This is a genomic window from Actinomadura violacea (assembly GCF_017573465.1).
Taxonomy (GTDB): Bacteria; Actinomycetota; Actinomycetes; order Streptosporangiales; family Streptosporangiaceae; genus Spirillospora; species Spirillospora violacea.
Genome location: NZ_JAGEPF010000005.1, coordinates 22186 through 34488, shown reverse-complemented (window position 1 = coordinate 34488; position 12303 = coordinate 22186). Strand labels below are relative to the sequence as shown.

Annotated in this window: 15 protein-coding genes and 1 pseudogene; 12 read left to right on the top strand and 4 right to left on the bottom strand. The window is 69.7% G+C overall.

Going from position 1 to position 12303, the window contains the following annotated elements; all coding sequences use genetic code 11:
* The first annotated feature begins 1 nt into the window (after position 1).
* From J4709_RS07890 to J4709_RS07880, 3 genes are all read left to right on the top strand, one after another.
* A complete protein-coding gene (locus tag J4709_RS07890) occupies positions 2–436 on the top strand; it encodes a cupin domain-containing protein (RefSeq protein ID WP_208238621.1) in 435 nt (144 codons plus the stop codon).
* Positions 433–1290: an aldo/keto reductase gene (locus tag J4709_RS07885; protein WP_208238619.1), complete on the top strand. Its 858-nt coding sequence runs from the start codon at positions 433–435 to the stop codon at positions 1288–1290. The genes J4709_RS07890 and J4709_RS07885 overlap by 4 nt, the downstream gene beginning before the upstream one ends.
* 348 nt (positions 1291–1638) lie before the next feature.
* Positions 1639–2295 (top strand): hypothetical protein, encoded by a 657-nt coding sequence (locus J4709_RS07880; protein WP_208238617.1) that lies wholly within the window; start codon positions 1639–1641, stop codon positions 2293–2295.
* Positions 2296–2480: 185 nt separating this feature from the next.
* Here the strand turns inward: J4709_RS07880 and J4709_RS07875 are convergent, their stop codons facing one another.
* Positions 2481–3431: a hypothetical protein gene (locus J4709_RS07875; protein WP_208238615.1), complete on the bottom strand. Its 951-nt coding sequence runs from the start codon at positions 3429–3431 to the stop codon at positions 2481–2483.
* Positions 3432–3646: 215 nt separating this feature from the next.
* Positions 3647–3811 (bottom strand): hypothetical protein, encoded by a 165-nt coding sequence (locus J4709_RS07870; RefSeq protein ID WP_208238613.1) that lies wholly within the window; start codon positions 3809–3811, stop codon positions 3647–3649.
* Between the two features lie 276 nt (positions 3812–4087).
* Here J4709_RS07870 and J4709_RS07865 point away from each other — a divergent pair, with 276 nt between their 5' ends.
* Entirely contained in the window at positions 4088–4801 is a 714-nt protein-coding gene (locus J4709_RS07865; protein WP_208238612.1) for a hypothetical protein, read from the top strand.
* Positions 4802–5003: 202 nt separating this feature from the next.
* Here J4709_RS07865 and J4709_RS07860 read toward each other — a convergent pair whose 3' ends face one another.
* Positions 5004–5516, bottom strand: coding sequence for an NUDIX hydrolase (locus tag J4709_RS07860; protein WP_208238610.1), 513 nt, complete (start codon positions 5514–5516; stop codon positions 5004–5006).
* A 953-nt stretch (positions 5517–6469) separates the two neighbouring features.
* Between J4709_RS07860 and J4709_RS07855 the strand changes: the two genes are divergently transcribed.
* The 3 genes from J4709_RS07855 to J4709_RS07845 are packed head-to-tail and all read left to right on the top strand — an operon-like array spanning position 6470 to position 7557.
* Positions 6470–6847 (top strand): MmcQ/YjbR family DNA-binding protein, encoded by a 378-nt coding sequence (locus J4709_RS07855; protein WP_208238608.1) that lies wholly within the window; start codon positions 6470–6472, stop codon positions 6845–6847.
* 7 nt (positions 6848–6854) lie between these two features.
* Positions 6855–7223, top strand: coding sequence for an MmcQ/YjbR family DNA-binding protein (locus J4709_RS07850; RefSeq protein ID WP_208238606.1), 369 nt, complete (start codon positions 6855–6857; stop codon positions 7221–7223).
* Positions 7224–7245: 22 nt separating this feature from the next.
* Positions 7246–7557, top strand: coding sequence for a PPOX class F420-dependent oxidoreductase (locus J4709_RS07845; RefSeq protein WP_208238604.1), 312 nt, complete (start codon positions 7246–7248; stop codon positions 7555–7557).
* 121 nt (positions 7558–7678) lie between these two features.
* On the opposite strand, the gene J4709_RS07840 is transcribed toward J4709_RS07845, so the two are convergent.
* Entirely contained in the window at positions 7679–8116 is a 438-nt protein-coding gene (locus J4709_RS07840; RefSeq protein WP_208238602.1) for a nuclear transport factor 2 family protein, read from the bottom strand.
* A 48-nt stretch (positions 8117–8164) separates the two neighbouring features.
* Between J4709_RS07840 and J4709_RS07835 the strand changes: the two are divergent.
* From J4709_RS07835 to J4709_RS07815, 5 genes and pseudogenes are all read left to right on the top strand, one after another.
* Positions 8165–8413 (top strand): annotated as a pseudogene (locus J4709_RS07835) (P-loop NTPase family protein); the annotation flags it as partial.
* A gap of 81 nt (positions 8414–8494) precedes the next feature.
* Entirely contained in the window at positions 8495–9067 is a 573-nt protein-coding gene (locus J4709_RS07830; protein ID WP_208238600.1) for a CGNR zinc finger domain-containing protein, read from the top strand.
* Entirely contained in the window at positions 9064–9519 is a 456-nt protein-coding gene (locus tag J4709_RS07825; RefSeq protein WP_208238598.1) for a phosphatase domain-containing protein, read from the top strand. The genes J4709_RS07830 and J4709_RS07825 overlap by 4 nt, the downstream gene beginning before the upstream one ends.
* A 37-nt stretch (positions 9520–9556) precedes the next feature.
* A complete protein-coding gene (locus J4709_RS07820; RefSeq protein WP_208238596.1) occupies positions 9557–9703 on the top strand; it encodes a hypothetical protein in 147 nt (48 codons plus the stop codon).
* Between the two features lie 234 nt (positions 9704–9937).
* Positions 9938–12220, top strand: coding sequence for a M28 family peptidase (locus J4709_RS07815; protein ID WP_307801064.1), 2283 nt, complete (start codon positions 9938–9940; stop codon positions 12218–12220).
* Positions 12221–12303 lie beyond the last annotated feature (83 nt).

Genomic DNA, 12303 nt, shown 5'->3' with positions numbered 1-12303 from the left:
GATGACCGGCATCGGATTCGACCAGATCTTCCCGCTCGGCGAGAAGAACGACGCCTACGCGCAGTACTTCATCGGCCAGAGCTACCTGGCTCCGCTCGCCTCGGGCAGCGTTCCCGTCAGCAACGTCTCCTTCGAGCCGGGCTGCCGCAACAACTGGCACGTCCACCACGGCACGAACGGCGGCGGGGACCAGATCCTGCTGTGCACAGCAGGCAGCGGCTGGTACCAGGCCGAGGGAGAGGACCCCATCAGCATGGAGCCGGGCACGGTGATCCGCGTTCCGGCGGGCACCAAGCACTGGCATGGTGCGAAGGCCGACGCGTGGTTCTCCCACCTCGCCTTCATCACCCCGGGCGAAGGTGTCGGCAACGAGTGGCTGGAGCCGGTCACCGACGAGGTGTACGGCAAGCTGCCGAAGAACGGAGCGAACGCATGACCGTCCTGGAGGAGACCTACACGCTGTCGAACGGCGTCGAGATTCCCAGGCTGGGGCTCGGCACCTGGTTCATCGACGACGACAAGGCGGCCGACGCGGTCCGCGCGGCCGTGCAGATCGGCTACCGCAACGTCGACACCGCCCAGGCCTACGGCAACGAGCGCGGCGTCGGTGAGGGCGTGCGCACCTCGGGGGTGCCCCGCGAGGAGCTGTTCGTCTCGACCAAGCTCGCCGCGGAGATCAAGGACTACGACCGGGCGCTCGCCGCGATCGACGGCTCTCTGGTAAAGCTGGACCTGGACCGTATCGACCTGATGCTGATCCACAGCCCGCAGCCGTGGGACGACTTCCGTGGCGGCGACTACGCCCAGGGCAACCGCGAGGCGTGGCGTGCCCTGGAGGACGCCCACCAGGCCGGGAAGATCCGGGCCATCGGCGTCTCCAACTTCCAGCAGCACGACCTGGAGAACGTCCTGCAGGGCGCGACCGTCGTCCCGCACGTCAACCAGCTGCTCGTGCACGCCGGGAACACCCCCGCCGAGCTGCTGGCCTACTGCGAGAGCAAGCAGATCCTCGTCGAGGCGTACTCACCGATCGCCCACGGTGCGATGCTGAAGAACGCCGGAATCCGGGTGATGGCCGAGAAGTACGGGGTGTCCGTCCCTCAACTGTGCATCCGCTACACCCTCCAGTTGGGCACGGTGTCGCTGCCCAAGACGGCGAACCCCGAGCACATGCGCTCCAACGCCGACGTCGACTTCGAGATCTCCGACGCGGACATGGACGCACTGCGGGGCCTGCGCGATGTGGACTACGGCGACCACAGCGCCTTCCCTGTCTTCAGCGGCAAGTGACGCCAGACGAGCGCCACCTCGCGCTGGCACGGGTCGGCCTGACGAACCGAGCCGGACGCATACGCGAGGGTGTCCGTGTCCTGCCGTCATGACGGCACACCGTCACCACTTGCGGAAGGAGGCCATCACCGGCACCTGAAATGCGAAAGCGGGCCCCGGAGGTGGGCTAACACCGCCCTGAGCCTCACCAGAACACATCTCTGGAAAGGACCTGTGCACGATGAAATGCATGGTCCAACGCGCCGGGACGGCGCCCGTTCGATCTCGTCGCCTTGATTGCGGGCGCGGGGTCGACGTGGGGAAAGCCCGGCAATAGGCTCCGGTGGTCGTTCACGAGGAAGGGCGGTCATGGGATTCAACCATTCGGTCATCGCGGTCGAGAACCTGCCGGTCGACGAGGTCGCCTCGCGGTTGGGCAGGCGGGCCGGCGGCCGGACGGCCGATCACGACACCGCCACCTCCAGCCGTACACCGGGCTGGTGCGTCAGCTCGCCGATCGACGGCTGGACCTTCATCGTCGACCAGAAGCGCACGCTGCACAACGACGAGGACGGATTGCGCAGCCTCAGCACCGGTACGCGGCTCCTCACCTTCGAGGTCATGGAGACGTCGATGGGCTTCAGCGCCGCCTGCTGGACCGATGGCGGGATGACATGGAAGGCGGCGGTGGAGGACGAGGGCGGTCTGCTCTACACCATCGGGGAGCCGCCGGCGCCCTTCGCCGAACTCGTGGAAATCGAGAGCGAAGGGGCCAAGGCGGCGGACTATCTCGAATTCTGCCTCGCCCCGCCGCCCGAGGAGTGGGAGGTGTTCGAATTCGACCCGGACACCCTGCCGGGGCGGCGGGCCGCCATGCTGAACGTCCCGGTACGAACGGCCCGTGCGGTATCCGGAGGAAACGAGGCGCCGATCATCGAGGTCTTCGCCGGCATCACGGGCTACCGATACAACGCCGGCGGAGCCCTCGGCCCGTTGCATGTTCTCAGCGAGAATCCGGCCCATTGACCGGGCCTGGCATTCGTCCGGCACGACGACGATCCCTCTAGCGGACGGTGCGCAGGGTCACAGACACTCGTCGGCCGCGGGGCACCCGTCCGGCAGGGCCGGGGTCGGAACGATCAACCCGGCCGATGGTGAGGTCCCGGCGCGGAGTTGGCCGCGCGGATCGTGGAGGGCCTGCGCGCCGGCGGTCAGGGGCGGGCCCGGTCGGCTTTGACGATCTTCGCGTTGATCGTCTTTGCCAGTTCCGGTTCGATGACAGTGTTCTGGAAGCGGCCGAGGCCGCGTCTGTCGTCGTCGAGATCGAAGGCGGTGGACTTGCCGCCGTGCCTTACGTGCAGCTTGCGGCCGCGCAGTGCGGTCGTGGAGAAGGCCTGCAGGAGGTCGAAACTCACGTCATAGGCCAGCTGGCCTTTTCGGCAGGTCATGGGCTGGGCGGCGGTCCCCGCCGCGCAGTTCTCGGCGCCGAGGGCACCGGGCACGTCATCGCGGTGGGAGATCAGGTTCGACCAGTTCATGTCCACGACCTCGGGACGCGCGTCGATCTCCTCCACCACTCTGATGACGACCCCGTTCAGCCCGGGCACCTCGAACTTGTACGTACAGCTAGCGCGTGGTGCTGTCAGCGGGCCGCCGGTGGCGTCGAACGCGTTCATCGTGCTCAGCCCGACCTCGCCGCCCGTCCGCCGGATCCGGGCCGCCTGTGGCAGGACGGCTCGGATCTCCGCGTCGCTGAGGAACGCGCACGCGTCCGGCCAGCCCGTTCCGTCGACGAAGCCGTCCGGCCGGCCGACCGTTCCCGGGGCGATGCGCGTGGTGCCCGGCCTGGCGGTTCCGATCAGCAGCGGCGGCGCATGCTCGGGCCGGTCCGGAGCGCACGTCCTCCAGGCGGCGAACACGGCCGCTCCGATCAGCGCCATTACCACCAACCGGCAGCCCCTGCCCCCGCTCCTCACCTGAGCTGGGCCCGGCGTTCGAGCCGTACTCATCCGCGCTGCTGCCTCCGTGGCGTCATGGTGACGATGATGCCCATCGGTGATCACAACGCGCTTACGATCCGTGCTGATCGTCGATCTGGACGGTTCTGGAACCCAGGAGTGGCCGCGGAGCCGGGGTTGCGGCGCGAGCGCATCGCCCGCCACCGGCCGGACGATCCGTCGTCTCAGCAGTAGTCGTGAATGCCGTCGTGGCCGGTGAACAGCCCGCACCAGTCCTCCACGTCGCATCTGGCGGTTGCAAGGCCGCGAGGCTATTGATGAGATTCAGAAACAGTGCGGGCGATTCCCCGCCACCGGGTTCAGTCGATTGCGCGGGCCGATCCTGCGAGCGCCTCGTGCGGGCCGCTTGATCGTCGGCGTCAGCGGAAGATCAGCCGGGCGGCGGTGGTGATGTTGTCGCGGGTCTCCTGGGTGCTGGTGCTGGTGCTGGTGCGGGTGGTGGTGAGCTCCAGAAGGCACGCGAGCAGGACCTGGCCGAGAGTGAGGGCTTGGCCGCGCTGTTCTTCGAACAGCGTCCACCACACGTACCGGTCGGGTGGGCGGTCGCCGGGCCGGCTCTTGCGCCTCGGTCCGATCGGCCGCCCGCTTCCGCCGGTGCCCGAACGGTGTGCAGACGGGATGCCCTGGTAGTCGGCGGTCGGTGACAGATCACGCCGTCGGCCACGCTCCCGATACTCGGTCGGCTGATCGGCCCCGCACGCCCAGCACCTCACCCCGAGATCGTCTCGCCTGAGTGCCGCGCCTCGACGAAACTGTTGAGCGCGGGAAGAATGTCAGCCGTTTCGATGGATCATCTGTCAGTGCCGAAACGGCCCGTACGGGCTGCCGGGGACGCCGAGGTCGCGCAGCACCGCGCGCAGGCCGAACTCGGCGTGGCCGGTAGCTGTGGACGGTCGTTTGCCAGGACGCGCGACGAAGGTCCCGATGACGTCGCTCAGGACCCGCCGCGTACGGAGGAGGTACCGCTGAACGCCGCTCCCGCCGGCCGAAGTTCCGCACTTCACGAACTGGCCCTCACTCTCACCGGCATCGCCCACCAGGTCGCCTCCGTCGACCCCGTCCTCGACCGAGCCCTGCGCGAGCGCACCCACGCCATCGCGCTCATGCACACCCGTCGCCGCGCCGCCCGCCGCGTCCTGGCCCGCCTCCGCGCCATCGACCGGGCTCACCGCCGTATCTACGACCTCGATGCCGACTTCTCCAACGAGCTGATCAAGGACCTGTCGCTCATCTCCTTCCATGCCGAGAACCTCGAACGCGCCCTCTGTTCGGTGCCCTCTTACGAGTTCCCCATCGACGACTCCGAGGTCCGCGGTTGGGTCCGTTCCTTCGCCCGGACCGCGGGCATCGACGCCGGTCTCATCTCACTGGTGGATCCCGACGCCATCCGCAGGATGAAACGCGACCTCGCCGAGGCGGTGGAGCACGCCCAGAACCGCGTCGAGACGCTGCTGAACACCGAACGCGCCACCACCGTCCAAGGTGACCAAGACGAACCCAACATCAACGACTGACATTTGCTCCGCGCTCGACGCCATGGGGATGGGTCGGGCGGAGGGCGACGCGACGTCGACGTCTCCGCGGGAGCCCGTACAGGGTCGTTCAGCACTGACAAATGACCTGCCGAAGCATCTGACATTCTCTTCGCGCTTAACGGAAACGCCAATTCAGGTTGTTGAGCGCGAAGAGATTGTCAGTCGCCTGGCGGACCATTTGTCAGTCGTTAGGCCTCTTGCCGGCCGGCTCGGGCCGGGGATTGACGCGTGTCTGATGGGCGAGGGTCGTGTCCAGGACCTGCGTGTCGCCCGGCGGTGGCTTGGTGATGTCCCACCAGCAGATGGCGCTGATCTCGTCGTTGGGGACGAAGTCATGGTGGCGGGCGGGAACCTCGGCAATGTAGACGGCGGCGTATTCCTGGCGCGGCGGGGTGGTGAGCCGGAAGCGTGCGTACCCGGCGAGGGCGAGGTCGGGCAGGTCCAGGCCGCTTTCCTCACGGAGTTCGCGGATGGCGGCTTGGCGCGGTGTCTCGCCAGGGTCGATCCGGCCGCCTGGTAGTTCCCATTGCCGGCGGAAGCGATTGAACACCAGGAGCAGTTGCCGACCGCACCAGACCGCGGTTAGCGCTGCCGGCATCGGTGCGTCGTCGGGCACTGCGGCGTCGTCTATGGCGGGCAGGAACGCGGTCAGAGTGTTCCCCGTGTTCTCATCCACGGCCAAGGCTTGGTCCATCTGTCTACTCTGGCCTGGTTGGGATGCTGAAGGTCTCAGGGGGCCGGCATCCGCCACAGCGACAGGCCGGGGCATTGAAACGGCTCTCCGTTGCGCCCGCCGGGTGCTTGCCGCCGCTAGCTGCAAGGGCGACTTCCCAATGTCTGCGGTCAAGCAGCGGCGGGCTGAGCGGAGGGCGACTGGTAGCAGCGCCGGTCTCGTATGAGGGCCCAGAGGACGTTCACGCGGCGCCGGGCGAGGGCGATGACCGCTTCGGCGTGGTGCTTGCCCTCGGTCTTCTTGCGGACGTAGAAGCGGCGGGGCTCTGGTGAAAGTCGGATGCTGGTGAACGCGGCGAGGAACTCCGCCCCCGAGCAGCGTTCTGGCGGGCGCGGTTCCTGGTCCGCGACCGCGATGGTGAGTTCCCTGACTTGTTGGACGGTGTCCCGGCCGATGCGGGTATCCGGGTGGTGCTGACCGGGGTGCGGTTGCCGAGGATGAACGCGGTGATGGAGCGGTGGGTGCAGACCTGCCGTCGCGAGTTCCTGGACCGCACGTTGATCTGGGACCAGCGCACCTGCTCCATGCCCTCCGCGAGGTTGAGAGCTTCTACAACCGGCATCGGCCTCAGCAGGGCATCGCCAAGGTCCGCCCGCTTACGCCACTGCCTTCACCGATCACCGAACCCGACGAGATCGCCCCAGTTGAACGTCCGAAGAACCCAGCGTCTGGGCGGGCCCCTCAACGAATACGTACATGCCGCTTGACCTGGACGGACGAGGTTTTCGGCAGGGACAGCGTCCTTTACGCCCACATGACCGTTCCCCGCGCGGATGCGCCAACAGCCGGGCATGAGGCTGAAAGGCGGATGAGATGCCTGTTGAAGCGTTCGGTGATGGAGTTGGGGGGACGATGGGCAGTGAGCGTGCCGACGCCGCGCGCTCGTACTCGCGACCGCAGAGGAGGTTGCCGCGTTGAACGGGAAGGCTCTGCAGGACACGGCGCAGAAGCGGGCTGAGGAGTTGCCGGCGACCACGCTGTATTCCTTCGAGCCCGGTTGGGAAGCCGCCAGGGTCGTGGACAAATGGTTCATGTTGGTGACCGAGGCGCCAGGCCGGCCGGTGGTGATCTTGAAGTCGCGTCCGGACGACGCCCAGGCCTTGTGCGAGGCGTATGCGGACATCACTCCCGGCTATCACATGAACAAGCGGCACTGGATCACGCTGTCTCCGGGCGATTCGATCGACAAGAAACTGGTGAAGGAGCTGGTCATCGAGTCCTACCGGCTGGTGGTCGCCAATCTGCCCAAGTCGCGCCGGCCGGTCGACCCGGCGCGGTTCGGCCCCGGGTGAGTAGGCCATGACCATCACCGGCAATCGGCTTCAGAGTCTGGCCCGCAGCACGGCCGGCGAGCTTCCCGGCGTCAGTCACGGACGGCCGTTCACCGACAAGCTGGACGTCTACAAAGTGGCGGGGAAGGTCTTCCTCATCGTCACCGACGACCCGCACGAGCAGATCATCACCGTGAAGGCCGAGCCCGAGTATGCGCGGTCGCTGCGGCAACGGCACGAATCGATCACGGTGGGCCGGTACCTGAACAAGAGGCACTGGATCTCCCTGGCCGCGGGCCGGGAGATCACCGCCACGCTGGTCAAGGACCTGGTCGCGGAGTCCTATGACCTGGTCGCAGCGTCGGTGCCCGCCCGCCACCGCACCAGGACCAGGTGAGCGGCCACTGACTTGCTGGGCGGTGCCCGCCCGCGAAACGTTCGCGTTCACCACCAACGGCCAAGCGGCGAAGACGCGCAACCTGCGGCGTGATCCGCGCGCGGCGCTGTGCGTCGACGACGACGCCCCGCCCTTCGCCTACGTCGAGGCCCGCGGCGAGGTGACCTTGAGCGAGGACCTGGACGAGCTGGTCGATGTCGCCACCCGAGCCGGCGCCAGGTACGCAGGTCCGGACCAGGCCGGGGAACTCGGCAAGCGCAACGGGGTACCCGGCGAGGTCGTCGTCCGGCTCCGCCCCACAAAGGTGATCGCCTACGCCGGGATCACCGAATAGACCACCCGCACCCGATCGGGGCGACGTTCGGCGTGCGTCACCTCGCCTGCTGGCCACCGCGTCAGCTTCTCGGCGTCGAACACACCACACCGGCGGTGTGGTCAGCGGGCAGGAGCCTGACCTAGGGCGAGGTCAGGGAGGCCATCACGCGATCCGGCTCCCAGTGGGCGCGGAACGAGGTGATCAGGCCGTCGTCATCGACGGTGTAGACGGTCAGGCAGTCGATCGTCATGGTGGTCCCGCCGTCCAGCGTCGCGGTGATGGTGACGACGTTGGCGCAGGCGGGGCCGTTGGCGAATGAGTCGCTCACCCGGAAGTGGAACTTGCGCACCCGGGCGATGTTCTCGTCCCAGAACCGCTCGATCCCGTCCGGCCCCCGGTGCCCCTTGCCCTCGGGATCGAGCATCGAGGGGCCGACGGGGTCCTCGATGACGGCGTCCGGGCCGAACAGCGCGAGCCACTCCTGCTTGCGCCCACCGGCGGCTGCGGCCATCGCCGCGCGTACCGCCCGGCGCGCGGGGTGGTCGCCGTCCGGCGCGTCCCAAGTGACTGCGGTCATGGCAGAAACTGTAACGTGTTCTCGTTTTCGGTCAAGATCCGGCCTCCGACGACGGCCCTGTCGATGGCGGTCGGGCTGCCGCGCCCCGACGGCGGGCGGGCCGAGATCTTCGGCCGCGATGTGTGGGCCGACATCGCGCGGGCCAAGGAGCTGATCGGCGCGCTGCCCGACGGGCTGTCCATGCCCGAACGGCTGGAGTACTCGACCGGCATGCGCAAGAAGATCGGTCTGGCCACAGTGCTGCTACACGCGCCGGGGCCGCTCGTACTGGATGAGCCGCTGGAGGCTGTTCGCCCGGGCTGCAGTCTCGGCGGCCTCGCCCAGAGCCGGCACCGAGTAAGGGTTATAGCGCTACTATGACCATTACCTGGAGGTGTCGTGAAGATCCCCATTGATGACTACAGTTGGGGGATGGTGGTCGCCAACGATCTGGTAGCCACCTCGCCCACCGTGCGGACCAGCGGAGACACGCTGCCCGATCCGATCGCGCTGGCGGCCTTCCTCGCCGAGCACCGGCTGCGACGCGAGGGCCCGCTCACCGACGAGGATGTCCGGCAGGTGCACTTCCTGCGCCGCGAGGTGCGGGGGATCATCGAGACCGAGACCGCCGGCCAGGCGGTCGCGGGCGCGACCGTGCTGATCCGCCGCGCCGGGCTGGCCCCGACGCTGGAACGGCGGGACACGGGCCATTGGGAATGGCTGATCCCCACCGCGCCGGGAGCCGGCCTCGCCGACGAACTCGCCGCGCTTGTCGCCATCGGCATTCTGGGCGTCGTGCGAACGCTGGGGCACCGGCGTTTCCGTCCGTGTGCGGCCCCTGGCTGCCGAGGCGTGTTCGCCGACATCAGCCGGGCCGGAAGGCGCCTCTACTGCATGCCCGACCTGTGCGGCAACCGCGTCAACGTCGCCAACCACCGCGCACGCCACCATGAAAGGGGCCTGATCCGATGAACACTTCCCTGCTGCAGGGGGCCGTCCGCCTGCCCGACGGAACCTACATCCGCGGCCGCGGCCTGCGCCGTCCGCTGCCCGAAGGGCCCAGGCCCGACGTCGGCCTCTACCTCGGGTCCGGCCGGTTGCGCCGCCGCCACGAGGCCGCGCTGTCCTGGCCCCACGTCTGGATCGACTGGCCCGACTTCCTGCTGCCCCGCGACTCCGACGAGGCCGTCCGGCAGATCCATCACCTGCACGAACAGGCGCGTTCCGGTCTGTCGGCCGAGGTCGCGTGCGGCGGCGGCGTCGGCCGCACGGGCACGGTCATCGCCTGCCTGGCCATCCTGTCCGGGGTGGACGCCGCCGACGCGACCGACTGGGCCCGCGCGCACCATCACCCCAAAGCCGTGGAAACCCCTTGGCAGCGCCGATGGGTGAGCCGTTTCCCGCAGGTCGTCCCCGACCGCTGACAAGCGCCAAGAGTTCGGCGGCGTCGCGCTCGCCGAGGTGACCCTGGTCGCGCTCGGCCCGCGCGTCATCACCCGCACGACCCCGGCGAACTCCAGGACCAGCGGCGACGAGCACGCCCGCGGGCCCGACCGCCCCCGGCCCGACGAGCAGGAGCGGCCCCCGGCACTGGCCGCACCGGGTTGACCCGCATCGTGGCCCCGTGCACCACCCGGGCCGGATGACGCTCCCCGCGCGCATGGTCGGTCAGCTCGGCGACCGCCGCCCGGCTCCACCTCGGCAAGTGCGCCCCCTGGACATCGCCGCCGGTTCGATCCGCACCTTGAGAGGGTCAACAAGAAAGGGGTGCGGAAAACCGCAGCCCGACGGGGTTGCGCACCCCATTCCGGGCCCGTGCGGGCGGGCCTAGCGTCGGGTCGCGTGACGGAGAAATTGCTCGACGCACCACGCCGCGTACTCGCCGGCGTTCTCGGATTGCTGGCCCTCGGCGTGGTCGTGTTCGCCGCGACGACGGCGGACGGCCCACCGCGCCCGCTGCCTGTGGACGCTCGGGCGGACGAGTTCAGTGCCGCGCGAGCCCTCGGCCACCTCGGCCGGTTCGCCACCGAACCGCGGCCGATCGGCAGTGCGGCGAGCGCGAGGACACGCGACTACCTCGTCGAGCGCCTGCGCACCGAAGGGTTCGGCGTGCAGGTGCAGCGTGCGGTCGGTGCCTCCTCGGGGGCGGGGCTGGCGACGTTCGGGCGGGTGGAGAACGTGGTCGCCACGCTCCCGGGCAGCGACCCCACCGGGACGATCATGCTGGCCGCGCACTACGACTCCGCGGCGATGGGGCCCGGCGCGTCCGACGACGGTGCGGCCGTGGCCGCGATCCTGGAGACTGCCCGCGCGCTGCGGGAGCGCGGCCCGCTGCGCAACGACCTGGTCCTGCTGCTGTCGGACGGGGAGGAGGACGGCGTGCTCGGCGCCGAGGCGTTCGTCCGGGAGCATCCGCTCGGCCGGGCCAAGGGCGTGCTCCTCAACTTCGAAGCGCGTGGGGCGGGCGGGCCCACGCTGATGTTCGAGACGACCCGGAACAATGCCCGGCTGGTCAGCGCGTTCGCGGACGCGGCGCCGAGGCCGCACGGTGACTCCTCGATGGTCGAGCTCTACCGGATGCTGCCGAACAACACCGACTTCACCCCGCTGTCCGAGGCCGGGTTCCGCGGCATGAACTTCGCCTGGATCCAGCGCGGTTCCCACTACCACACGGCCACGGACTCAATCGGCAACCTCGATCGGGGCAGCCTCCAGCACCACGGCGCCACCATGCTCGCCCTCACCCGCACGCTCGGGAACACCGATCTGGCCGACCTGGAGGGGCGGGGCGACGCGACCTACTTCCGGCTGCCCGGGGTGATGGTGACCTACCCGGGGGCGCTGGTGCCGGTGCTGACCGTCCTGTCGGTCCTGGCGTTCGGCGGGCTGGTCGCGGCAGTGCGGAAACGGCGGCTCGCGAGCCTGCCGCGCATGCTGATCGCTGCGGTGTCCGCGATCCTGCCGCTGCTGCTGGCGGCCGTACTGGCACAGGTGCTGTGGAGCGTCCTGGCGGGCGTGCGCCCCGACTACGACACGATGGGCGGCCTGCTGCACCGGCCGGTGCCCTACCGGGCCGCCGTCGCCGCGCTGGCCGTGCTCGCGCTGTCGCTGTGGTACGTCCCGCTGCGCCGGAGGCTCGGCCCGGCTGCGCTCGCGGTCGGCGCGCTCGCCTGGCCGACGGGTTTGGGCGTCCTGCTCACGTGGGCCGCGCCGGGCGCCGCGTTCCTGTGCACGCTGCCCGCTCTAGCGTGCGCGCTGGGCGGCCTCGGTGCCGTCCTGCTGCCACGCGGGCGGCTTGCGGCGCTGATGCTCGGGCTCGTTGTCCCCGGATTGCTGCTGCCCGCGTGGGCGCAGGCGGCCTTCGACGGCATGGGGCTCGCGCTGGCGGGCGTGCCCGCACTGGCGCTGGCACTGTTCGGGCTAACGCTGCTTCCCCTCGCCGAACTCGTTCTGCCCGAGCGGCGGGCCGCGCTCGCCGTGCCGTCGGCCCTCGCGCTCGCCGTCGCGCTTGCCGTGACCGGGATGACCGCCGAGACCTACGACCAGACGCGCCCCCGCCGCACCCACCTGGCCTACGTGATGAACGCCGACAGCGGCACCGCGCACTGGGTGAGCGGTGACGCGGATCCCGGTTCCTGGACCCGGCGGTACGTGTCCGGCCACGACCAGGGCGGGCTCCCGCCCGGATACGCGCGCAACCTGCGGTGGACGGGTCCGGCTCAGCCGATGCGGGCGGCCGGGCCCAGGGTCCAGATCGTCTCCCGCGACGGCGACCTCGTCCGGCTGCGGGTGAGGGCCGGACGCGGCGCCCGCTCGGTGACGCTGCGCTTCGACCGCCCGATCACCGAGGCGTCAGCGGCTGTACCGGGCTCCAGGCCCGCACGGGTGGCGGTCGACGGGACACGACCCAAGACCTGGCCGGGCGAGGTCCGCTTCCGCGGCCTCCCCGCCGGCGGCGCCTCGATCAGCGTGCGGGTACCGGGCGGCCGGCGGCTCACCGCGATCGCGGAGACGACCGGTCTCACGACCGTGCCCGGCTTCGTGCCGCCGCCGCGCGATCTGGTGCCCTCCACGCGTGAGGACGGCGACCTGACCGCCGTGACCCGCACCTACGACCTGCGGTAGGAAGGAGCCGCTCCGCGAGACAGAGCGCGAGCTCCACGGGGTCGCTAGCGGGCGCGTCAACGCCGGCCGCGTCGGGAGTCATG